The 22086-nt window shown below is 73.7% G+C and carries 18 protein-coding genes and 1 tRNA gene; 10 read left to right on the forward strand and 9 right to left on the reverse strand.

The genetic code is table 11. From position 1 onward, the window contains the following. Nucleotides 1-10 precede the first annotated feature (10 nt). A complete protein-coding gene (gene ettA, locus ACFY04_RS03800; RefSeq protein ID WP_314244655.1) occupies nt 11-1675 on the reverse strand; it encodes an energy-dependent translational throttle protein EttA in 1665 nt (554 codons plus the stop codon). A gap of 271 nt (nt 1676-1946) precedes the next feature. On the opposite strand from ettA, the gene ACFY04_RS03805 reads away from it, so the two are divergent. Continuing rightward, complete coding sequence (locus ACFY04_RS03805; RefSeq protein ID WP_389114051.1) at nt 1947-2513, forward strand: hypothetical protein; 567 nt, start codon at nt 1947-1949, stop codon at nt 2511-2513. 15 nt (nt 2514-2528) lie between these two features. On the opposite strand, the gene ACFY04_RS03810 is transcribed toward ACFY04_RS03805, so the two are convergent. The 5 genes from ACFY04_RS03810 to ACFY04_RS03830 form a co-directional block, all read right to left on the reverse strand. Then, nucleotides 2529-4004: a bifunctional phosphatase PAP2/diacylglycerol kinase family protein gene (locus ACFY04_RS03810; protein ID WP_389114052.1), complete on the reverse strand. Its 1476-nt coding sequence runs from the start codon at nt 4002-4004 to the stop codon at nt 2529-2531. 111 nt (nt 4005-4115) lie between these two features. After that, nucleotides 4116-5267 (reverse strand): thioester domain-containing protein, encoded by a 1152-nt coding sequence (locus ACFY04_RS03815; RefSeq protein ID WP_389114053.1) that lies wholly within the window; start codon nt 5265-5267, stop codon nt 4116-4118. A gap of 227 nt (nt 5268-5494) precedes the next feature. Next, nucleotides 5495-5905, reverse strand: a complete 411-nt coding sequence (locus ACFY04_RS03820; RefSeq protein ID WP_389114054.1) for a single-stranded DNA-binding protein — start codon at nt 5903-5905, stop codon at nt 5495-5497. 122 nt (nt 5906-6027) lie between these two features. Then, complete coding sequence (locus tag ACFY04_RS03825; RefSeq protein WP_389114055.1) at nt 6028-7881, reverse strand: GTPase; 1854 nt, start codon at nt 7879-7881, stop codon at nt 6028-6030. 4 nt (nt 7882-7885) lie between these two features. Next, the gene (locus ACFY04_RS03830; protein WP_389114056.1) at nt 7886-9502 is read right to left on the reverse strand and encodes a dynamin family protein; all 1617 of its coding nucleotides are present in this window, start codon (nt 9500-9502) and stop codon (nt 7886-7888) included. A 332-nt stretch (nt 9503-9834) separates the two neighbouring features. On the opposite strand from ACFY04_RS03830, the gene ACFY04_RS03835 reads away from it, so the two are divergent. Then, nucleotides 9835-9907, forward strand: a tRNA-Arg gene (locus tag ACFY04_RS03835). A gap of 102 nt (nt 9908-10009) precedes the next feature. On the opposite strand, the gene ACFY04_RS03840 is transcribed toward ACFY04_RS03835, so the two are convergent. Next, nucleotides 10010-10657, reverse strand: coding sequence for a TetR/AcrR family transcriptional regulator (locus ACFY04_RS03840; protein ID WP_389114057.1), 648 nt, complete (start codon nt 10655-10657; stop codon nt 10010-10012). 613 nt (nt 10658-11270) lie between these two features. On the opposite strand from ACFY04_RS03840, the gene ACFY04_RS03845 reads away from it, so the two are divergent. From ACFY04_RS03845 to ACFY04_RS03855, 3 genes are all read left to right on the forward strand, one after another. Further along, complete coding sequence (locus ACFY04_RS03845) at nt 11271-12038, forward strand: serine hydrolase domain-containing protein (RefSeq protein ID WP_389114058.1); 768 nt, start codon at nt 11271-11273, stop codon at nt 12036-12038. Nucleotides 12039-12150: 112 nt separating this feature from the next. Then, on the forward strand, nt 12151-13434 hold the full coding sequence (locus ACFY04_RS03850; protein ID WP_389114059.1) for a phosphoribosyltransferase family protein: 1284 nt from the start codon (nt 12151-12153) through the stop codon (nt 13432-13434). Nucleotides 13435-13537: 103 nt separating this feature from the next. Beyond that, nucleotides 13538-14659, forward strand: a complete 1122-nt coding sequence (locus tag ACFY04_RS03855) for a sulfite oxidase (protein ID WP_389114060.1) — start codon at nt 13538-13540, stop codon at nt 14657-14659. Nucleotides 14660-14699: 40 nt separating this feature from the next. Here ACFY04_RS03855 and ACFY04_RS03860 read toward each other — a convergent pair whose 3' ends face one another. Continuing rightward, a complete protein-coding gene (locus tag ACFY04_RS03860; RefSeq protein ID WP_389114061.1) occupies nt 14700-15164 on the reverse strand; it encodes a phospholipase in 465 nt (154 codons plus the stop codon). A gap of 191 nt (nt 15165-15355) precedes the next feature. Between ACFY04_RS03860 and ACFY04_RS03865 the strand changes: the two genes are divergently transcribed. Beyond that, nucleotides 15356-15877, forward strand: a complete 522-nt coding sequence (locus tag ACFY04_RS03865; RefSeq protein ID WP_389114062.1) for a hypothetical protein — start codon at nt 15356-15358, stop codon at nt 15875-15877. 58 nt (nt 15878-15935) lie between these two features. On the opposite strand, the gene ACFY04_RS03870 is transcribed toward ACFY04_RS03865, so the two are convergent. Continuing rightward, nucleotides 15936-16706, reverse strand: coding sequence for an alpha/beta fold hydrolase (locus ACFY04_RS03870; RefSeq protein ID WP_389114063.1), 771 nt, complete (start codon nt 16704-16706; stop codon nt 15936-15938). Nucleotides 16707-16851: 145 nt separating this feature from the next. On the opposite strand from ACFY04_RS03870, the gene ACFY04_RS03875 reads away from it, so the two are divergent. The 4 genes from ACFY04_RS03875 (at nt 16852) to ACFY04_RS03890 (ending at nt 21961) form a co-directional block, all read left to right on the forward strand. Beyond that, the gene (locus ACFY04_RS03875) at nt 16852-17265 is read left to right on the forward strand and encodes a GNAT family N-acetyltransferase (protein WP_389114064.1); all 414 of its coding nucleotides are present in this window, start codon (nt 16852-16854) and stop codon (nt 17263-17265) included. 158 nt (nt 17266-17423) lie between these two features. Continuing rightward, complete coding sequence (locus ACFY04_RS03880) at nt 17424-19106, forward strand: serine/threonine-protein kinase (RefSeq protein WP_389114065.1); 1683 nt, start codon at nt 17424-17426, stop codon at nt 19104-19106. 121 nt (nt 19107-19227) lie between these two features. Continuing rightward, complete coding sequence (locus ACFY04_RS03885) at nt 19228-20454, forward strand: S8 family peptidase (RefSeq protein WP_389114066.1); 1227 nt, start codon at nt 19228-19230, stop codon at nt 20452-20454. Between the two features lie 211 nt (nt 20455-20665). Further along, on the forward strand, nt 20666-21961 hold the full coding sequence (locus tag ACFY04_RS03890; RefSeq protein ID WP_389114067.1) for a hypothetical protein: 1296 nt from the start codon (nt 20666-20668) through the stop codon (nt 21959-21961). Nucleotides 21962-22086: the final 125 nt, after the last annotated feature.

Here is a 22086-nt window from a genome sequence, read left to right on the forward strand (position 1 = left end):
GACCGCGACCTCAGCCTCGGGTGAGCTTCTTGTAGGTGGCACGGTGCGGACGGGTCGCGTCCGCGCCGAGCCGCTCGACCTTGTTCTTCTCGTACGACTCGAAGTTGCCCTCGAACCAGTACCACTTGGACTCGCCCTCGTACGCCAGGATGTGCGTGGCGACCCGGTCGAGGAACCAGCGGTCGTGGGAGATGACCACGGCCGCACCGGGGAACTCCAGCAGCGCGTTCTCGAGCGAGGACAGGGTCTCGACGTCGAGGTCGTTGGTGGGCTCGTCGAGGAGCAGCAGGTTGCCGCCCTCCTTGAGCGTCAGCGCCAGGTTGAGGCGGTTGCGCTCACCACCGGACAGGACGCCGGCCGGCTTCTGCTGGTCCGGGCCCTTGAAGCCGAAGGCGCTGACGTACGCGCGGGACGGCATCTCGACCTGGCCCACGTTGATGTAGTCGAGCTCGTCCGACACGACCGCCCAGAGGGTCTTCTTGGGGTCGATGTTGGCGCGGGACTGGTCGACGTAGCTGATCTTGACGGTCTCGCCGACCTTGACGGAGCCGGAGTCCGGCGCCTCCAGGCCCTGGATCATCTTGAAGAGCGTGGTCTTGCCGGCGCCGTTCGGGCCGATGATGCCGACGATGCCGTTGCGCGGCAGCGTGAAGGACAGGTCGTCGATGAGGACCTTGTCGCCGAACGCCTTGGAGAGGTTGTTGACCTCGACCACGATCGAGCCCAGACGCGGGCCCGGCGGGATCTGGATCTCCTCGAAGTCCAGCTTCCGCATCTTGTCCGCCTCGGCGGCCATCTCCTCGTAGCGGGCGAGGCGTGCCTTGGACTTGGTCTGGCGGCCCTTGGCGTTGGAGCGGACCCACTCCAGCTCTTCCTTGAGGCGCTTCTGGCGCTTCTCGTCCTTGCGGCCCTCGACCTTGAGGCGGGTGGCCTTCTTCTCCAGGTAGGTGGAGTAGTTGCCCTCGTAGGGGTGCGCGCGGCCGCGGTCGAGCTCAAGGATCCACTCGGCGACGTTGTTCAGGAAGTACCGGTCGTGGGTGACGGCCACGACGGCGCCCTTGTACTGCGAGAGGTGCTGCTCCAGCCAGTTCACCGACTCGGCGTCGAGGTGGTTGGTGGGCTCGTCGAGGAGGAGCAGGTCCGGGGCCTCGATCAGCAGCTTGCAGAGCGCCACGCGGCGCTTCTCGCCACCGGAGAGGGTGGTGACCGGCCAGTCGCCGGGCGGGCAGCCCAGGGCGTCCATGGCCTGCTCCAGCTGGGCGTCCAGGTCCCACGCGTTGGCGTGGTCCAGGTCCTCCTGGAGCTTGCCCATCTCGTCCATGAGGGCGTCGGTGTACTCGACGCCCATCAGCTCGGCGACCTCGTTGAAGCGCTTGAGCTTCTTCATGACGTCGGCGGCGCCGTCCTGGACGTTCTCCAGGACCGACTTCGACTCGTCGAGCTTGGGCTCCTGCATGAGGATGCCGACGGTGAAGCCGGGCGACAGGAAGGCGTCACCGTTGGACGGCTGCTCCAGGCCCGCCATGATCTTCAGAACGGTGGACTTACCGGCGCCGTTGGGGCCGACCACACCGATCTTCGCGCCGGGCAGGAAGTTCAAGGAGACGTCATCAAGAATCACCTTGTCGCCGTGCGCCTTGCGCGTCTTGCGCATGGTGTAGATGAACTCAGCCAAGAGAAACCGTCCGGCAGATCGATGGTGGGCAGATACACCCCATCTTGCCGTACGTCCATACCCTCGGGCGAATGGGTAGGTCAGGGGTCCCTGACCTGCGACGCGACCGGAGGGGGAGCCTCCGAGTCCGGTCACTGTCGGTCATCGTCGGTGCGCGAGCCCAGGACGCACGCCCCGCGGGACGGGCCCCCGCGCCGCCCGGGGCCGGGGCCGGGCAGGATGGCGGGGAGTGCGGGGGCGCGGCCTCCGTCAGCCGTACACGGAGGTACATGTGAACAACGCGCTGCTGGCGCTCGCCGGCGCGATCGTCGCGGTGACCGGCACCCTGCTCGCGCCGATCCTCTCCCAGCGCGTGCTCGCGCGCGTGCAGACGGAGCAGTTCGAACGGCAGGAGCGGGCGGCCGACGCCCAGTGGGTGCGCGAGCAGCGCGTGGCGGGGGTGGAGAAGCGGCGGGCCTGCTACGTCACGGCGAACTCCGGCTACCGCCGCTACCGCATCGAGCTCATGAAGTACCTGTGGCTCGTCCACAAGGGCGAGGCCACCGCGCAGGCGCGGGCCGATCTGGAGGAGACGCGGCACGCCATGCACACCGCCTTCGCGGAGGCCCAGATGGTCGCTTCGGACGCGGTGCTGCAGGAGCTGGACGCGATGACGGCGACCCTGGCCGGCGTGTACAGCCGCACCCTGCACCTGGAGGACGGCATCCCGCACCCCGGCTGGTCGTTCGAGGAGATACAGACCGAGCTGCTGCAGCTGGGGAACCAATGGAAGAACATGCGCGGCCTCATGCGGGCCGACCTGGGGGTGAGTCCGGGCCCGACCGGCGCCGACGCCTGACCGACACCTGACCCGTCAGCGGGGGCGGTAGACGGTCAGGGCGTCGGGGAGCTCGTCGAGGACGAGGTCGGTCGGGGCGTCGGCGTACTCGCCGTCGTACGCGAGCGGGGTGCCCGCGGGGATGTCCCCGATGCGCAGGCTGCGCAGGCGGGTGGCCACGTGGATCGGGGAGCGGCTCAGCGGCCCGGTGAAGGCGGCGGCCAGGAGCCGCGGGCCGGGGCGGCCACCGCCGTGGACGAGCCGCAGGTCCAGCAGGCCCTCGCCGAGATGGTCGCGGCGGCGGGGCGTGGGACCGGTGCCGTGGTAGGTGCCGTTGCCCGCGAAGAGCAGCCATACGCTCCGGGGCCGTCCGGCCAGCCGCAGCCGCACGGGCCGCTGGGAGCGCAGCACCCGCCAGGCCGCCAGCAGCGCGGCCGGGCCGCCGCCGATGCGCGGGGCCCAGCGCAGCCGGTGGCCGAGCAGTTCCGGATAGGCGCCGATGCTGAAGTTGTTCAGGAAGTAGCCGGGCTCTCCCCCGGGCCCCGGGGAGAAACGGCCCACGCCGACGCGGACGGCCTGGCCCTGCGCCACGGCCTCGCAGGTCGCCTCGGCTCCGGCGAGGCCGAAGTCCATCGCGAAGTGGTTGAGGGTGCCGCCGGGGAACACGGCCAGCGGCACCCCGGCCCGCAGTGCGGCGGTGGCGGCCGCGTTGAGCGTGCCGTCGCCGCCGCAGACCCCGAGCACGGTGGCCCGCGAGGCCGCCTTGGCGAGCGTGGCGGACAGTTCCGGGCCCTCGCACTCGATCACCTCGGCCGCGGGCAGGCGGGTGCGCAGTATGTCGAGACCCCCGGCGGCGGCCGTCCCCGACCCGGTGTTGACCACCACGGTGAGCCCGGCCCCGTCGGGCAGCGCGGGGGCCCCGGCGGCCGTCCGCTCGTCGCCCGGCACGACCCGGGCCTCCTGCGCGTCGCGCGCGAGGCGGCGTACGACGAACCCGGCGGCCACCCCCAGTGACGCTCCCACGAGCACGTCGGAGGGGTAGTGCACCCCGGTGTAGACCCGGGAGAACGCCACGGACGCGGCGACCGGGGCGAGGACGGCCCCCCAGCCCGGGGAGGCCAGCGCCACCCCGGTGGCGAAGGCGAAGGCCGACGCGGAGTGCCCGGACGGGAAGGAGGTGGTCTGCGGCTGTGTGGCCAGCTGCCGGGTCAGGGGCACGCCTTCCAGCAGCGGCCGGGGCCGGCGTACGGACCACTTGCCGACGGTGTTGATGGTCGCGGAGGCCAGCGCGAGCGAGGCGACCCCGCGCACGGCGGCCTTGCGGGCGCCGTTCGATCCGAAGACCGCGATCGCCGCGGCGGCCCCGCCCCACAGCACCCCGTGGTTCGCGGCCCGGCCGAGCCGCGGCAGCACCCGGTCGGCCCCGGGCCAGTGCCGCCGGGCCACCGCGTCGAACAGCCGGCGGTCCCACCGGGCGAAGGTGCCGGACCAGGTCAGCTCTTGATCAGCCATCTTCTGCCCTTACCCCGGGCGGCGGATCCGAACCGGTCCGCGCGGCCACCCGGCCCATCGGGCCCATCCGGTCGGCTGCGCGGTCCGACCGTCAGGACACCCCTCAGGACCTCAGGGCGTGTCCTCCTCGTCCAGCGGGCGCTTGCGGAGCAGCAGCACCACCAGGCCGCCGAGGACCACCAGGCCCACCGCCAGGGAGGCGATGACCGGGGTGGCCGCCGAGCTGCCGCTGGTCGCCAGCCGCTCCTCGTCCGGGGAGGTCGTCGCGAGGGCCGCGGACCGCTCGCCCAGCACCTCGGCCGCCGAGCCGGAACCCGCTCCCGAGGCATCGCCCGAGGTACCTCCCGGCGCCGGCACCGGGGGCTGCGGCCAGACCGCCGTGGCCGTGGCGGCGGCCGCGGACTCGCTGGAGCCGGCCACGATCTGGGCGTGGGCCGGCAGCTCGCCGGTGAAGACCCGCCCGACCGGCACCTTGGTCGCGCCCTGGACGGTGACCGATGCGGTCCCGTCGGGGGTGCCCGCGGGCACCTCGAAGTACAGCCGGCTCCCGTTGACGGCGGTGGTCAGCGGCTGCCCCTCGGCGTCCACCACCCGCACCCCCATCGCGACCGCCGCCGCGTCCGGGATGACCGACACGCTCGGCGCCCCGGTCCGCACGGTCACCGGGCCGAGCCGGGTGCCCACGGCCCCCGACACGTCGCCCGGATCCAGCCCGAGCGAGGCCGGTGGCTCCGGCAGCTGCCCGGCGGCCCGCTGCAGGTAGTCGGCCAGTTTCTCGGCCGCCGGGTCCGCGGCCTCGACCTGCGCCCCCTCCGCCAGCCGCCAGATCGCCACCTGGGTCCCGGCGGCCGCGCTCTGCGCCGTGAGGGCCCCGGCCCCGGCCGCCTTGGCGAGCCCGGCCAGATCGTTGTGCTGCGGGTAGGAATGTTCCAGGACCCAGCGGACCCGGCCCGCCTCCCGGTTCCCGGCGAGCGGGCTGCCGCTCCAGCCGCTCTCCGTGTACCGGGCCTGGGGCTGGGCGTTGCCCGTCACGCCGACCCCGTACGTCTGGAGCATCCCGCCGCCGTCGACCCGCATCTCGTAGAGCCCGGCCGGGATCTGCCGGACCGAGCCGTCCCCGGACCGCAGGACCGCCTGCCCGAACGTCTTCAGCCCGTCCAGCACGGCCCTCGCACCCTCGGGTGACCTGGGCGCCACCGGGCCGGAGTCGGCGGCCGCCCGCGCCGCGGGCGCGGTGGCGAGGGCCGCGGCCAGCAGGGCCACCGCCAGCGGCCGCCGCGCGGAATTCCGTACCGCGGCGGGAGGTTCGAGAGAAACCGGGGCAGGAGCAGGAGCAGGATCTGGAGCGGGAGCGGGAACAGGGTCGGGTGCGGACGCAGGAGTGGGATCAGGAGCGGAGGATGCGGGAACGGCAATCGACACAGTCTTCCCCTTCGGGCCAAAGACCCAGGTGCCCGTGAGTACCGGGGAATCCTATCCGTCTCGAACACTCAGACCACCGCCGCCTTCTGAGTACCCATCAGCGGTGTCTCCGTCTTTACCACGCGCCGGAAGGCGGCGGTACCGCGGTTCAGGTCATGTCCGATGGCCATCGCGTCGATCTCCGCGGAGAACCACCGGTTGCCGCCCTCTCCGTCGGGCGGGTCCTCCCGCACCCGCAGCCGCCCGTGCACCACCAGCGGCTCGCCGACGGATACGGAACCGGCGAGATTCACGGCGAGCGCCCGCCGCGCCCACACCGTGTAGAAGCTGGTGGTCCCGTCCGTCCAGGCGTCCTTGCGCCGGTCGAAGTACCTCGGCGTCACCGCGAGGCGGAAGCGCGCCGCCGGACCGTTCACCGTCTCCTTGTAGTCGATCTGCGTCGCCACATAGCCCACCAGCGTCACCTGGGTGTCGTACATCCCGGCCGCCCTCCCCCATGGTTCCGGTCCGTACGGATTCGTACGGACCATCCGTACGGACCGTCCGTACGAGGTACGAACCATGCTGGGGCAGGCCGCCGGTCCCCGCTCCGGCCTGTGGATTACTGCCGGGTTGTGGACAACCTGCTCCCCCCTGCGGCCACCGTGGCGTACTGCTCCCGCACCTCCCGGTAGCGCAGCAGCTCCGCCGCCACCGGTTCCAGCACCCGGGCCCGGCCGCACCCGGCCGCCGCCTGCCGCAGTCTGCGCTCCGCGTCCTGCCCGTACCTGCGCGCCGGGCCCCGGGCCGCGATCGAGCAGGACCATTCCACGAGCGGCCCGCCGATGATGCCCGCCACCATCAGCAGCACCGGCGGCAGCAGCCGCGGCTCCAGGACCCCGACGATCTGCCCGACCAGCCACAGCCCGCCGAAGATCTGCAGCAGGGTCATGGCCGCCTGACCCAGCACGGCCGCCGGCCACCACGTGGGCCGCGGCGGTTTGACGCTCGGCACCGCGACCGCCGCCCCGAGGGTCACCGCGATCTCGTCCAGCGCCTCCGGGAGCCGCTCCGCGCCGCGCACCGCGGTCTCCCGGACCGCCTGCGCCCACGGGTCGGGCAGCCCGGACACCGCCTCGTCGGCGACCGCCCGCACGGCCTGCTCCACCCGCTGACGTGCGGTCACCTCCTCCTCGACCGGGGCCTCGGCGACCGCCTGGCCGCGCCCGCCGATCGCCGCGAGGGCGGCCAGACCCGCCAGGGTGCGGGGCGCGCGGCGGCCCTCGTACCAGCGCCACAGCCGCAGCCACGGCGTCCCGCACGCCTTTCCGGCATTGCGGCGCCACGCGCGCTCGGCGGCGAGCCCGGCCGCGTACGCCCCGACCGCCTCGGCGAGCCGGTCCTCGAACTCGGCGCGCGCCGCTTCCCCGATCTCCGGCCCGGCGTGCCCGTCGGCCACGTACAGCGGTCGCAGACGCACGGCCGCGCGGTCGACGTCGGCGGAGATCCGCCGGGTGGCCGCGCCCTTCTCCTGGGTGAACTGGCCGAGGAGCTCGCGCAGTTCCCCGACGCCCTCCCCGGTGAGTGCGGACAGCCCGAGGACGGTGGCGCCGGGCTCGCCGTGCTCGCCGAGGGCGATGCCGTCGTCGTCGAGGAGCCGGCGCAGGTCGTCCAGTACGAGGTCGGCGGCCTCCCCGGGCAGCCGGTCCACCTGGTTCAGGACGATGAAGGTCACCTCCGCGTGCCCGGCGAGCGGCCGCAGGTACCGCTCGTGCAGCACGGCGTCCGCGTACTTCTCCGGATCCACCACCCACACCACGGCGTCGACCAGCGCCAGCACCCGGTCCACGTGGTCCCGGTGCGCGCCGACCGCCGAGTCCAGGTCGGGCAGGTCGACGAGGACCATCCCGCGCAGCGCCTCCGCCTCCGAGGTCTCGCGTGGCCGGCGCCGCAGCCGCCCGGGGATCTCCAGCCGGTCGAGCAGTCCGGCGGCTCCGTCCGACCAGCTGCACGCGATGGGAGCGGCGGTGGTCGGGCGGCGCAGCCCCATCTCGGAGATCTGCACACCGGCGAGTGAATTGAAGAGAGTGGACTTGCCGCTTCCGGTGGCTCCGGCGATCGCGACGACCGTGTGCTGGGGCGACAGCCCCCGGCGCGCGGCCGCCTCGTCCAGTACCCGCCCGGCCTCGGCGAGGGTCTTTCCGTCGAGCCTGGTCCGGGACAGCCCGACCAGCTGGCGCAGCGCGTCGAGGCGCAGCCGCAGGGCCTGTCCCTCGGGGCTGAGCGGGGGCGCGGTCGACTTGCCGCCGTCACTGCCCGCGCCGGAGACGGCCCGCACGAGGGCCTCGTCCCCCTCGTCGCCCTCGTACCCCTCGTCCCCCTCCTCGTCCTGGTTCCCGCCCACGGCCCGGGGGCGCGAGCGCGCGATGAGTCCGTCGTCCCAGCGGTCGTCGGTGCGGTCGGTCAGGGCGGTCACCGCGTCACCTCTCCTTCTGCAGTACGGACAGCGCGGCAATCAGCTCGGCCTGTGGTTCCGGGGTCACTTCGAGCGCTTCCAGCGGGGCGAGCCGGCGGTCGCGTTCGGCGCGCAGCACCTGGTCGAGGTGGTCTCCGACCAGTTCCCCGCCCCGGTCGCGCAGCCGCAGGGCGGCCTGCGCGCCGATCCGTTCGGCGAGCTTCTCCCCCGCGGGCCGGGCCCGTTTGCCACCGAGGAGGGCGGCGACGAGCAGGGCGGCCACGCCGTCGGGGTCGGGTGCGGGCTGCCGGTCGCTCTTGGCCACCTCCTCCTCGGCGAGTTCCTCCAGGACCCGCCGCCAGCGGCGTACGGCCATGCCGATGCGCTCGCCCGCCTCCCGGTCGGGCGCGGGCAGCGCGACCGCGCCGGCGGCCGGCTCGCGCCGCCAGGCCTCGGCGATGCGCTCGTCGGCGGCGGCGACGGCGCACTGGAGGAGCGCGGCGAGGGATTCGGCGAGCGAGTCCAGCAGTTCGTCGGCGCTCGTGTCGAGCGGGTAGCCGCGCCACCGGGTCAGCGCGTCCCCGGACAGTACGGCGCCGTGGTCGAGGCGGCCCCGGACCCGCTTGCCCTCCCGTTTGTACGCGTCCTGGACGGCCGAGGTCAGCCGTACGGCGGCGGCGTGCTGGGCGGCGACGGCGGAGGCGAGCTCCGGCATCCGGCGCTTGAGTGAGTCCAGCGCGCCGAGCGCGGTGCGCCCGACGGCGTACTGCCGGGCGGCCGGGTCCTGCGCGTGGTGGGCGAGCCAGGCGAACAGCGGGGCGACGGCACTGGCCGGCAGCAGCCCGCCCCCGCCGGCGGACTCGGGCAGCTCCGGGACGGTGAACCGCGGTACGTCGCCCAGTCCGGCCTTGGTGAGCAGGGCCCCGTACTGCCGCGAGACCTCGGCGAGCACCTGGTGCGGGACCCGGTCGAGGACGGTGATGAGGGTGGCTCTGTACTGCTTGGCGGTGCGCAGCAGGTGCCAGGGGACGGCGTCGGCGTACCGCGAGGCGGTGGTGACCATCACCCAGACGTCGGCGGCGCAGATGAGTTGGGCGGCGAGGGTCCGGTTCTCGACCACCAGGGAGTCGATGTCGGGGGCGTCGAGGATGGCGAGCCCGCGCGGCAGGCTGGAAACGGTCTCGATCCGCATCTCGCGGGTCGCGTGGGTGTCGGCCGGTCTGCGGTCGCGGGCCCGGGGTCTGGCGGCGGGGGGCACCTCCTCCTCCCCGTGCGGCACCCAGACCCGCATCAGGTCGGGCAGTACGCGCATTCCGGCGAACCAGTGGTGGTCATCCGGATGGCAGACGAGCACCGGTGTGCGCGTGGTCGGGCGCAGCACCCCGGCTTCGCTGACCTGTCGGCCGACGAGGGAGTTGACGAGGGTGGACTTACCGGCCCCGGTGGACCCGCCGACGACGGCGAGCATCGGCGCCTCGGGCGCCTTCAGCCGGGGTACGAGGTAGTCGTCGAGCTGCGCGAGCAGCTCGGCTCTGGTCTGGCGGGCGCGCGGAGCGCCGGGCAGGGGCAGCGGCAGACGCACGGACGCGACCCGGTCGCGCAGGGCGGACAGGGCATCGAGCAGCTGAGGCCGAACATCCAAGGTCACCACATGCGAAGAATGCCCAATTTGGGACCATTTTTGAAGCTTATACGTCCTCTGCGCGCCGACCGCGACTCCAGTGGGACATTCTGGGCACGGCGGACGAGTGGGGCGCAGGCATAACGAGTGCACAACACCAGGGGCGCCGCGGCGCAAAAGCGATGCGAGAATCGCACCTGCCTGCGATTATCGGGACCGCTTCACCGAACCTCCACATCGTGGCACGCGAGTGAAGCAGCCGGGACAAGGCAATCGGAGCCCTATCCTTGACCCGGCAAGGACCTCAGCCCCACCCCCACCGGGGGCTCCAGGCCCACCAAGGCCGCCTTCCGGCCCCCGTAGCTCAGTGGATAGAGCAGGTGCCTTCTAAGCACTTGGCCGCAGGTTCGAGTCCTGCCGGGGGCACTCTTCACGTCCCACCTCAAGCCCTCCCTCCGGGGAGGGCTTTCGTGCGGGCCGGCTCCGCCGGACCCGCCCCGGAGCCCGGCCTGACCGGCAGGACACCCCCTAGGCGTCCCGCGCCGGGCGGTACTTGTAGTACGTCAGGAACATGTCCACCCCGGTCTCGCTCAGGGCCGCGGTGGTCTCCTGGGGCAGACCCACGCCGTAGGCGCTGTGGATCAGGTGCGGGTAGAGCACCAGTGAGTAGAACTGGATGATGGCGACTTCGACGTCCGGCATGTCGAGGCGGCCCTCCGCGATGAGCCGCTCGAAGGTGTCGAGCAGGGCCGGACGGACCCGGTCGGGGCCGCTCCGCTTCCAGGCCAGGCCCAGTTCGGGGAAGCGGATGGTCTCGTTGACCACCAGATGGCGCAGCGCCATCACGTCGGGCCGGATCATGCCCTTCACCCAGGCCTCGGCGGTCCACACCAGCGCGGTGCGGAGGTCGTCGATGTCCTGCAGGCGGGCGGCGGTGCCTTCGACGGCCGCGCCCAGGGCCTCTTCGAGGGCGTCCCCGATGACGGCCAGGAAGAGCGCATCCTTGTTGCCGAAGTGGTTGTAGACGGTCACCTTGGAGACTCCGGCCTCCGCGGCGATCGTGTCCATGCCGACCTTGAAGCCGTCCCGCACGAAGGCCGTTCGCGCGGCCCTGACGATCGCCAGCCGCTTGCGGGCGGCCCGGTCGCCCGTCGGCACCCGCGGGGTCTCTTCCATCACCGCTCCGCTCGCCTTCACATCCACGACCCGTCCCCCACCGGTCGGGCGCCAGCCTAGCAGCCCCTGAACTGATCAGTTCAGTTCATATGAACCGACCTGTACAGTTCGAACGCGCCGAGCCCCACGGGGGTGGGCTGGGCGCCCCGCCTCGGCCGAAGAGATCCCGGCGCGCATCGCTCCGCTCGGCCCGGTCGAGGCCGCGGCGGTCGAACCGGCCGCAGCGGGCTGCCGACCGCCGTGGCCGGGTATCCGCCGAGCGAGCCGCCGGCCGAGCCGCGGATGCGCGCGCCGGCCCCTCGTTCGAGACACCGTGCGCCCATCTCGCACTGCTCCGCGGCGAGTTCGGCCGGACACCGACCGTCGTACCGGGCCGGTTCCCGTTGCAGATGACCGGCTTCACGGGCCGGCAGGCCGAGTTGCGCGAACTCGCCGAACCGCTCACCACCGCACGGCTCGTCCGACCGTCGGCCGAACGCCGACCGCCGACAGCCGCCGCCGCCGACAGCCGCCGTGGACCGGTGTCAGCGAGCCGTCAGCGGGTCGTCAGCGGGTGGCTGAATCGTCCTCCTGTCGGGCAGGACCAGGCACGCACCCCCAGGAGAGACCTGAGATGAGGCGGGGCGAACTGTCCACGTTCGTCGAGGTGACCACAGAGGAGTTCGGCATTACCGGGGCCTGCGTCGGAGTACTGATGGACGGTCAGGAGGCCTGCGCCTCGCACGGGGTGACCAACCTCGACCACCCGCAGCCGGTCGACGACCACACGCTCTTCCACCTGGCGTCGGTGACCAAGACCTTCACCGCCGCCGCGCTGACGCGCCTGGTCGCGGAGGGCCGGGTGGAGCTGGACGCCCCGGTACGCCGGTACGTTCCCGAGCTGGAGCTCGCCGACGGGCGCGCCGCGGAGCGGATCACCGTGCTGAACCTGCTCAACCACACCGCGGGCCTGGAATGGAACCTCGTCTTCACCGGCGACGAGGCCGACACCCTGGCCGGCTTCGTGGCACACCTGCCCCAGCTGCCGCTGATCGCCCCGCCCGGTACCCGCGCCTCCTGCAGCCAGGCCGGCTACAACCTGCTCGGCCGGATCACCGAGACGGTCACCGGCCTGTCCTTCGAGAAGGCCATGGACCAGCCGCTGCTGGAGCCCGCCGGGCTGACGAACACCTTCTTCGGCCTCGACGAGATCACGGTCCGGCGGTTCGCCGTCGGTCACACCCCCCGGCGGCCACGACGAGCAGCCGCGCCCCGCCCGGCCGTGGGCCTCCTGGCGGGCGGGCGCGCGCGGCAACAGCCCCGGCGGGGGCGCGGTCGTGGGCATCGACCTGGCGGGTCGGCTCCTCGGCCGGGTCCCGGCCGCGTACTGACCTCGTCCTGACCTCGTCCCGACCTCCGTACCCCGACCGACTTGCGGGAAGGCCGGGGATGCGGTTGCGTCGAAGGAGATGGGTACGTGGTTTCCGTCTCCCCTGGGTTGGGGGTGAGCCATCGTGCTGTTCACCCATCGCGCGGAGGCCGGCGAGAAGCTCGCCGAAGCGCTCCGGCACCTGAAGGCGGAAGATCCCGTCGTACTGGGCCTGCCCCGCGGCGGAGTCCCGGTCGCCTACCGGGTGGCCCGCGCGCTCGGCGCCCCGCTCGATGTGATCGTGGTGCGCAAGCTCGGCGTCCCCCACCACCGTGAGCTGGGCTTCGGCGCCATCGGCGAGGGCGGCGTACGCGTCATCAACGAGGACATCGTCCGCGGCAGCCGCCTGGGACCGCAGGACATCGAGGCGGTCGAGCACGCCGAGGAGGCGGAGCTCACCCGGCAGGCCACGAGGTTCCGCGGGGACCGGCCGCGGGTGCCCCTGGACGGCCGGACCGTGATCGTCGTGGACGACGGGATCGCGACCGGGGCCACGGCCGCCGCCGCGTGCGAGGTCGTACGGGCGCTGGGCGCGGCCCGCGTGGTGCTGGCCGTTCCGGTGGCCCCGCCGGACGCGGTCGCCCGGCTGGGCTCGGCGGCCGACGAGGTGGTGTGCCTGGCCACACCGCACGCCTTCCGTGCCGTCGGCGAGTGGTACCAGGACTTCTCCCAGACCCCCGACGAGGAGGTCGTCTTCCTGCTGGCGCGGGCGGCGGCCGACCCCGTCACCCGCCCGCCCGTCCGGGCCGCCGAGGTGGAGGTGGACGCCGGCGGCCTCGTCCTGGCCGGGGACCTCGCCCTGCCGGAGGATGCCGGGGCGGTCGTGGTGTTCGCGCACGGCTCCGGCAGCAGCCGCCACAGCCCGCGCAACCGGTCGGTGGCGGCGGACCTCAACCGGGCGGGCCTCGCCACCCTGCTCCTCGACCTGCTCACGCCCGACGAGGAGGCCGACCGGGCCAATGTCTTCGACATAGAGACCCTGGCCGGGCGGCTCGCGGACGCCACCGCCTGGCTGCGCCGCCGAGAGTCCCTCCCGACGGGCTGGTTCGGAGCGAGCACCGGGGCCGCGGCAGCGCTGTGGGCGGCCGGGGAGACGGGCGCCGAGATCGGCGCCGTGGTGTCCCGCGGCGGCCGGCCGGACCTGGCCGGTGCGCGGCTCGCCGCCGTACGGGCCCCCACGCTGCTGATCGTGGGAAGCCGGGACTCGACGGTGCTCGACCTCAATCGCCGGGCCCAGCGCGAGCTGCGCTGCGAGAGCCGGCTGGAGATCGTCCCGGGGGCCACCCACCTCTTCGAGGAGCCGGGAGCCCTGGAGGAGGTGGCCGGCCTGGCCCGCGACTGGTTCACCCGCCACCTGGTGCCGCCGTAGGCCTGACCGGTCGCACGGTGACGGCAGCGGTGGCGCGCGGCGGGGCACGGCGGCGGCACGGCAGCGGTGGCGCGGCAGCGGCAGCACGCGCGACCATGAGGAGATGGAGCAGGCGTCGGTGCAGGATGTCAGCACCCCGGGCCGCATCGCGTCGCCCGGTGAGGGCATCGGCCCGGAGGAGCTGGCGCTCGCGGCCCGCAACCACGGGCTTCCGCTGGAGGCCCTGCGCTACGAGGTCACACCGCCCGGACTGCACTACGTCCTGGTCCACTACGACATACCCGCCGCCGACCCGGCCGGCTGGTCCCTCACCGTCGGCGGCCGGGTCCGTACCCCGCTGACCCTGGACCTCGCCGCCCTGCGCGCGTTCCCCGCGGTCACCCACCGCGTCACCATGGAGTGCGCGGGCAACGGCCGGGCCCGCCTGACGCCCCGGCCGGTCAGCCAGCCGTGGCTGGTCGAGGCGGTGGGCACCGCCGACTGGACGGGCGTACCGCTGCGTCTGGTGCTCGCCGGGGCCGGGGTGCGGCCGGACGCCGTCGAGGCCGTGTTCACGGGCGCCGACCACGGCGTCGAACGCGGCGTCGAGCAGGACTACCGGCGCAGCCTGCCGGTGGCCGCCGCCACCGGGGACGACCCCGAGGTGCTGATCGCCTACGCCATGAACGGCCTGCCCCTGCCCCCGCAGCACGGGTGTCCGCTGCGGCTGGTCGTCCCCGGCTGGTACGGCATGGCGCACGTCAAGTGGCTGCGCGAGATCACCCTCGTCGACGCGCCGTTCACCGGATTCCAGCAGGCCGTGGCCTACCGCTACCGGCGGGCCGCCGACGATCCGGACGACCCCGGCGAGCCGGTCACCCGGATCGCGCCGCGCGCCCTGATGGTCCCGCCCGGATTCCCCGACTTCATGTCCCGCACCCGTGTCGTGCACCCCGGCCCCGTACCGCTGGAGGGGCGGGCCTGGTCCGGCCACGGGGCCGTCGCACGGGTGGACGTGAGCGCCGACGGGGGCCGCTCCTGGACCCGGGCCGAGGTCGCGCCGCCGGGGCCGCACCGGTGGGCTTGGCAGGCCTGGTCCTGTGTCTGGGCGGCGGCGCCGGGCCGCCACACGCTCACCGTCCGCGCCACGGACGCCGAGGGCGGCACGCAGCCCCTCGAACAGCCCTGGAACCGGGGCGGTTTCGGCAACAACCTGGTCCAGCACGTCCCGGTCCTGTGCTGCTGAGCGGGCGTCCCCGTCAGCGGCGGCATCGGCCGTGTGACCTCTAGGAAATTCCGAGAAGTCGCACCGCTTGGTAGTAGGTCCACGCGGTGCCGTCGCAGGAGCTCCTGCGGGAGCCCGAGTACTGCGCGCAGACCCGCTTCAGGTCCGCGTGGAACGCCAGGTCCAGCCGGGCCTTGGCGGCCGGGAACAGTCCTGCCGCGCGGTGGTTGCGGTAACCGAAGTCGTGGCGTGCGCAGGCGTCCGCGAAGGGGAAGCCGAAGGGGTTGTCGGGGGACGAGGTGCAGTGGTCCGTCGACCAGTCGAAGCCGTACGCGGCCCAGGCCTCCCGGTGCTCGCGGGCCTCGGCCCATTCGTGGTGGCTGGCGGCGCTGGTCTGCGTCCAGCGGCTCAGCACCTGCGGCTTGTCGGCCGGGACCTGCGGCGTCGCCCAGGCCGCCGGGGCGAGGGCGAACACCGCGGTTGCGGTGGCGGTGGCGAGAGCGGGGACGAGGCGGCGACGGCGCATGGGGTTCCTCGGTGCCTGGGCGGACGGGTCACCTCCGGCCAACTCCCCCGGGCACCGCGCGGTTACTGCGCGTCGGCGGAACCGGACCCGACACCCTCCGAGGTATGAGTCCGTATGGGACTTGCGGCGCACTCCCGGTTCGTCCTGAGGAGGGACGCGCGGCGGGGGCCCGCCCACCGAGACTGGTAGGCATGAACCGCCGCCCGCTCGTCGTCGCCGCAGCCACCGTGGGAGTCCTCGCCACCGCCGCCTTCGCGCTGCCCAATCTGCCGCCCAACCCTGTGACCGACACGATCGACAGCAAGGTGTACAAGGAGAAGGGCAAGCGCTTCGCGAGCGCCGCCGATGCCCCCACCCGGGAGAAGGCGCCGTTCGCCCTGCCCTCCTGGATACCCAAGGACGCCACCGACGTCCGCATACGGGTGCGCACGAGCGGCGAGGCCCGGCTGATCCGGTTCACCCTCGGCACGACCCCGCTGGACGGCCCTCAGTGCGGCGCGGGCACGCCGAAGCCGGTGGACGCCCCGGATCTGCACGCCAGATGGTGGCCGGGCAGCCTGCGGGACGGTGTGCGGTCCGAGTGCCGGGGTGCCCACCAGTACCAGGTCGTGGTGCGTGGCAAGCGGGTCTACGCCTGGACGGACGGCACCCCGTCCCCGGGCTCCGCGGGGCCCCGGGACGGCGCCGCCTCCACGCCCCGGACCCAGGGCTGACCACTCCGCACGCCCAGCGGAACAGGCAGGCCGGGCAGGCCGGGCAGGCCGGGACCGCTCAGTCGCGGGCCAACGCCTCCGCGGTGGCCCGGGCGAAGCCGTCCGGGTTGTCGAGCATGATGTTGTGCCCGCAGCCGGGAACGGACACCACGGCCACGCCCGAGGCCTGGAGTGCTTCGGCGCCGGGGAGCGGGCCGTCCGCCTCGGGCAGCAGGTAGGTGCGCGGGATCTTCGACTCCAGCAGCAGCTCACGCATGGTGGGCGTGGTGCCGGCGGCCAGGTGGACGGCCGTGCGGTACAGGGCGGTTCGCCCGGCCAGCCGCATGGTGGACCACCAGTGCGCGCCGACCCTGTCCCGTACCTCGGCCCAGCCCCCGGCCAGGAACTCCTCCTCGGTGTAGGAGGCGATCCCGCTGCTGCCCGGCATGACGGGACCGGGCTGCTGCGGATCCAGGTTGGCGTCGACGAGCACCAGCCGGGACACCAGGTGGGGGTGCCGGTCCGCGAGCACGATGGCCACGGCCCCGCCCATGCTGTGGGCGATCAGCTCGGCGCCCTCCACACCGGCCTCGGTGAGGGCGGCCGCCAGCGCGTCGGCATGCGCTTCGAGGGTGTAGCCGAACCCCTCGGGCCGGTCGCTGTGCCCGTGGCCCAGCAGATCGACCAGCAGCGAACGCCGTCCCGCCAGCAGCGGATGGGTGGCGCTCGCCGCGAAGTAGGCGGGCGAGGTGGACCCGAGCCCGTGCACGTACACCCGGGCCGGCTCCTCCCCCGCCAGCTCGACCCAGCGGATCCGGTCGCCCTCGGGCGTGACCACGGCGTTCCTCACGATGCTCCCCCTCAAGTTGTTCGACAGCGCTGTCCGACAGCCGGAACAGGCTAAGTGCTGTCCCAGGCGCAGGGGGGTGCCGCAGCCGCCACGCCGTGCCGCGCATCGGCTGACCATCCGTCATGCGCGCACTATCGTGGCCGCCATGGACATCCGCCGGGCCCTCACCCCCGCCGAGCTCACAGCCGCCGAGTCCCTCTTCGACGGGCCTGCCCGCACGGAGTGGTCCGAGCGCTTCCTCGCCGCCCCGGGACACGTGATGCTCATCGCCTACGTCGACGGCGTGCCCGCCGGGATGGTCTCCGGCATCGAGATGAGCCACCCCGACAAGGGCACCGAGATGTGCCTGTACGAGCTCTCCGTGGACGAGGGGTACCGCCGTCGCGGTATCGGCCGGGACCTGACGCTGGCCCTCGCCGAGGAGGCGAAGGCGCGCGGCTGCTACGGCATGTGGGTGGGGGTCGACACCGACAACGAGGCCGCTCTGGCCACCTACGACGCCGCCGGTGCCCGCGACGAGGGTGTCTTCTCGATGCGCGGCTGGCCCCTCGCCCCGTAGCCGGGGCACCCCACCCGCACCCCGCCCCACGCCCTGTCCGCACGCCGCCCCGCTCGGCCGTTCCCCGCGCCGCCTCCCCGGCAACCTCCGGCCCCTGCCAGGCGCTTAGGGTGTTCGCTGGTCGGCCCATCGGTTGACCGGGGGATCGGGGGAGGCCGATGAACAGCGCGACCGAAGTGTTCGAGCCGCTGCGGGCGGACGATCCGTCCACCGTGGCCGGATACCGCATCGCGGCCCGGCTCGGCGCGGGCGGCATGGGCCGGGTCTACCTGTCGCACACCCAGGGCGGGCGGCCGGTGGCGATCAAGGCCGTACGCCCGGAACTGGCCGAGGACCCGGCGTTCCGGCGGCGGTTCCGCCGTGAGGTGGAGGCCGCCCGGCGGGTCCGGGGCGCGTACACCGCCGAACTGATCGACGCCGACGCGGACGGGACGCCGCCCTGGCTGGCGACCCTCTACGTACCCGGGCCCTCGCTGTCGCAGGCCGTGGCCCGGCGGGGACCGCTGCCCGTGCCCGCCGTGCTGTGGCTGATGGCGGGCGTGGCCGAGGCCCTGCAGGCCATCCACGGCGCGGGCATCGTGCACCGCGACCTGAAGCCGTCGAACGTGCTCCTGGCCGCCGACGGGCCCCGGGTCATCGACTTCGGCATCTCGCTGGCGTCCGACACCACCGCGCACACCGCCACGGGCGCCACCATCGGCACGCCGCAGTACATGTCCCCCGAGCAGGCGTCGGCGGGTGAGGTCACGGCTGCCGCCGACGTCTTCGCGCTGGGTCAGACGGCGGCGTTCGCCGCGCTGGGCGAGCCGCTGTACGGCACCGGCCCCTCCGCGACCGTGCTGTACCGGATCGTGCACTCCGAGCCCGACCTGTCCCGGCTGCCGCGGGAGCTGCGTCGGCTGATCGCCCGGTGCCTGGCCACCGATCCGCAGGAGCGGGCCACCCCTGCGGAGATCGTGGCGTGGTGCCGGACGCAACTGGGCGAGGACGCCGACGCGGACGGCGGCCCGGCGCTCTGGCGCGAGGTGACCGGACCGGAGCTGACGGTCCCGGAGCCCATACCCGAGCCCCTACCCGAGCCGACCCCGCAGCTGGTACCGGAACCGGCACCCGCTCCGTCGCCCACCCCGGGTCCCGTCTCTCCGCACACGATGCGCCAGGTGTGGCAGCCTCCGGAGCCGGCGACTCCGGAAGGACCGGGGCAACGGCGCAAACGCCGGCGGCGCAACGCGCTGCTCACCGCCGCGTCGGTGACGGCCGTCGCCGTGCTGCTGGGCACGCTCTGGGTGGTCGCCGACCAAACGGCGGACGGCCTGCGCGACCGGGCGAAGTCCCCGACGGCCGAGGGAACACCGGCGGGTGGGGCCCGCCCGGCGAGCGGCGACCCGACCCGGAGAGCCGCCGAATCCGCTCCGAAGCCGAGCCAGAGCCCGAGTCCGAGCCCGTCCGCGAGCGCACCCCCGAAGGCCATCCCCTACCCCTCGTTGCGCCTGGACGAGGAGAACTCGATCGGCATCAAGGATCCGGTTCTGCGTGCTACTCGCGCCGGGGACCTCCGCCTCGACTGCGAGCAGGTGGGCTGCACGCTGGAGAGCGACACCAGTGTGATCACCCTCCTGTCGGGCGAGCCGAACGGCTCCCTCGCCTCCTGCCGGACCGCCCTCGGAGGCAGTCCCACGAGAAGCCAGACACTGTCCGCGGCGGCGGCCGGCAGCGAGTTCTGCATCAAGCACCAGTCGGGGGACATCGCGCTGCTCGTGCTCACACTCAAGTCGACCCCATGGGTGAAGGAACTGCCGAGCTTCCTGATGGCGGACATGACGGTCTGGCGCGCGGCCTGACGGAACGGTAGGCCGCGCGGGCCCGGGCCGAGGCCGGGATCCGCCCCCGCGGCGGCGTGTCGTGCGCCCACCCGGCGCACCCTCCGCGCGCCCGCGCGCCCGCTCGCGGAGCATCGGCCCCATGACCGCACTCGCCGCCCTCCTCCCCGCCGCCGCCCTCCTCGCGGCGGCCACCACGGCCACCACGCCCGTCACGAGCGCCTCTCCGGCTCCCCGCTCCGGCACCGCCCCCTACGTCGTCGTCCTCAAGGACACCACCTCCCGCGCCCCGACCCGCGCCCTGGCCGCCGAGGCCGTGGACGCCGGCGACGAGGTCGGCCCCGTCTACGACGCCGCCCTCAACGGCTTCGCCGTCCGCACCACGGCCGCCCGGGCCGCCGCCCTGGCCGCCGACCCCCGGGTGGCCTCGGTGGAGCCGGACGCGGAGTTCCACACCACCGACACCCCCGGAGCCACCGACACCCCCGCAGCCACCGACACCCCCGCACCGCAGATGGCACCACAGGCTCCCGCGCCCTGGTCCCTGGACCGCATCGACCAGCGCGAACTCCCGCTCGACGGCTCGTACACGTACCCCGGCAGGGCCGAGGGCGTCACCGTCTACGTCGTCGACACCGGCATCAACACCAGCCACCAGGAATTCGGCGGCCGCGCCCGTTTCGGCTACAACGCGGTGTTCCTCGGCAGCTCCCGCGACTGCAGCGGCCACGGCACGCACGTCGCGGCGACCGTGGGCGGGGAGACGTACGGGGTGGCCAAGGGCGTCTCGCTCGTCGGGGTGAAGGTGGCCGACTGCCATGGTTCCGCGTCCCTGTCGGCGATCCTCAAGGGTCTCGACTGGGTGGTGAAGGACGCCGCCAAGGCTCCCGCCACGCCGGCCGTGGCCAACATGAGCATGGGCGGCACCCGCAGCTACGCCCTCGAAACGGCCGTGGTCCGGGCCGTGGCCGCCGGGATCACCTTCACCGCGGCCGCCGGGAACGACGGCAAGGACGCCTGCGGCGGATCCCCGGCCTCCGTTCCCCAGGCCATCACGGTCGGCGCGACCGACGCCGAGGACCGGCGGGCGCCGTTCTCCAACCACGGCCCCTGCGTGGACCTCTCGGCTCCGGGCGTGGGCATCACCTCGGCCTGGAAGGACTCCACCACCGCCACGGCCCGCGCCTCCGGCACCTCGATGGCCGCCCCGCACGTGGCCGGGGTCGCCGCTCTCATCCTGGCGCGCGGCACGGCGCGCACCCCGGCGCAGGTGTCCGAGGAACTGCTGCACAGCGCCGTGTCCGACCGGATCACCGGGCTCCCGGCCGGCACCCCGAACCTGCTGCTCCACACCCCCACCAGGCGCTAGTCCCCCCTTCCCCGGCCACCCCGACCAGTCGGTATCCGATGGGTCATCAGACTCTCCCTGATGGCCCATCAATTTCTGTGTGCTTCGGGCGAAAGCAAGTCATTGACTTCTCATCACGGCGACGCGTCAATATCGGCCACCGCACCGGCTCGGCCTCCCCCACACAGCGGGTGGGGGGAGGGGTTCGTCATGACGAAGGAGTCGCGACCCAGTGAGTACGAGAACGCTCAGACGAAGAGTGCTGGCCGGGGCGGGAGCCCTGTCTCTGGCCCTGACGGGCGGCGTGGTGGCCCTGACGGGATCCGCGCAGGCCGCGACCAAGACCACGGCTGTCTTCGAGAACTGCGACGCCCCGGCGCCGCAGCCCGACGGCTCGGGCAACCAGAACTGGACGGTCACCCTGCCCGACGGCGCCAAGGCCGGTGACGTCGTCCCGATCACGATCGACCCGGGCGCGAGCCCGCTGATCCCCGGGTTCTCCGTCACCACGGTGAACACCTCCAAGATCACGCTCAAGGTCGGGACCACCACCCAGGTGGTCACCAGCCCGCCGGAGACCGTCTCGGTCATCGCCGGGCAGCCGCTCGATCCCAAGGCGTTCTCCGGCACCGTCAAGATCCCGGACGGCACCGAGGGCACGACCGTCCAGGTCGCCCTCGACCTGGCGGTGACCGATGCGGACCTCTCCGGTTCGGTCTTCACCACCACCTGCACCCCGGCGCCGCGCCCGAGCGCCTCGCTCGGCTCGGTCGCGGTCGAGGCCCTGCCCAAGGACCCGGTCACCACGAAGCTGACGCCCAACAGCGGCCCGGCGGGCACCGCCGTCGCCGTGACCGGCGCCAACTTCCCGGCCGGTGCCGTCACCTGCTCCGCCCTGCTCGCGGGCGCGGTGACCGGTGACACCGGTGCGGGCACGGCCGACGCGTCCGGCGCGGCCACCTGCAACATCACGGTCACCAAGAAGGCCGACGCGATCAGGATCGACGGTTCGATCACCCCGTACAAGGCCTTCGTGTTCCTGGAGGAGCAGGCCGGTGTGAAGAACCCGGTCGACGTCGAGGTCCTGCCCGGCCCGCTGGCCCTCGGCCCGAAGGACGGCCAGCCGGCCGTCAGCTTCGGCGCGGTCACCATCAACGGCAAGGCCCAGTCGGTGGTCGGCGTCTTCAACGCCGCGACCGTCCAGGACTTCCGCGGCGGTTCGCTCGGCTGGGACGTGACGGCGACGCGTACGCCGTTCCTGAACCAGACCACCGGCCACTCGATGGCGAAGGCGCAGATCGGCATCCAGCCGTCCTGCACCGTGACCAACCCGGACAGCCCGAGCACCTGCACCGCGGGCACGCCCGGCGCGATCTCCGACGTCCCGATGAAGGTGGCCTCCCAGGCCGCCGGCGGGGACGAGCTGACCGGCGGTGAGTTCGCCGTCGGCGGCGCCGGAATGATCCAGCTCCCGCCCTTCATGTTCGCGGACACCTACCAGACGGTCGTGACCTTCTCGATCGCCTGACCCGTACGGCCGCTCGGCCCAGGGTGGTGGGGGGGGGGGGGGGGGGCCCCCCCCCCCCCCCCCCCCCCCCCCCCCCCCCCCCCCCCCCCGCCCCCCCCCCCCCCGCCCCCCCCCCCCCCCCCCCT

Origin of the sequence: Streptomyces sp. NPDC001549 (assembly GCF_042894025.1) — a bacterium.
In the GTDB taxonomy this organism is placed as follows: Bacteria; Actinomycetota; Actinomycetes; order Streptomycetales; family Streptomycetaceae; genus Streptomyces; species Streptomyces kutzneri.

What these genes read in the sequence shown, in the direction of transcription:
- ACFY04_RS03865 (WP_389114062.1), top strand. Translation starts at nt 15,356, where the DNA reads ATGAACCGCCGCCCGCTCGTCGTCGCCGCAGCCACCGTGGGAGTCCTC.
- ACFY04_RS03845 (WP_389114058.1), top strand. Translation starts at nt 11,271, where the DNA reads ATGAGGCGGGGCGAACTGTCCACGTTCGTCGAGGTGACCACAGAGGAG.
- ACFY04_RS03810 (WP_389114052.1), bottom strand. Translation starts at nt 4,004, where the DNA reads ATGGCTGATCAAGAGCTGACCTGGTCCGGCACCTTCGCCCGGTGGGAC.
- ACFY04_RS03840 (WP_389114057.1), bottom strand. Translation starts at nt 10,657, where the DNA reads ATGGAAGAGACCCCGCGGGTGCCGACGGGCGACCGGGCCGCCCGCAAG.
- ACFY04_RS03885 (WP_389114066.1), top strand. Translation starts at nt 19,228, where the DNA reads ATGACCGCACTCGCCGCCCTCCTCCCCGCCGCCGCCCTCCTCGCGGCG.
- ACFY04_RS03820 (WP_389114054.1), bottom strand. Translation starts at nt 5,905, where the DNA reads ATGTACGACACCCAGGTGACGCTGGTGGGCTATGTGGCGACGCAGATC.
- ACFY04_RS03875 (WP_389114064.1), top strand. Translation starts at nt 16,852, where the DNA reads ATGGACATCCGCCGGGCCCTCACCCCCGCCGAGCTCACAGCCGCCGAG.
- ACFY04_RS03860 (WP_389114061.1), bottom strand. Translation starts at nt 15,164, where the DNA reads ATGCGCCGTCGCCGCCTCGTCCCCGCTCTCGCCACCGCCACCGCAACC.
- ACFY04_RS03855 (WP_389114060.1), top strand. Translation starts at nt 13,538, where the DNA reads ATGGAGCAGGCGTCGGTGCAGGATGTCAGCACCCCGGGCCGCATCGCG.
- ACFY04_RS03880 (WP_389114065.1), top strand. Translation starts at nt 17,424, where the DNA reads ATGAACAGCGCGACCGAAGTGTTCGAGCCGCTGCGGGCGGACGATCCG.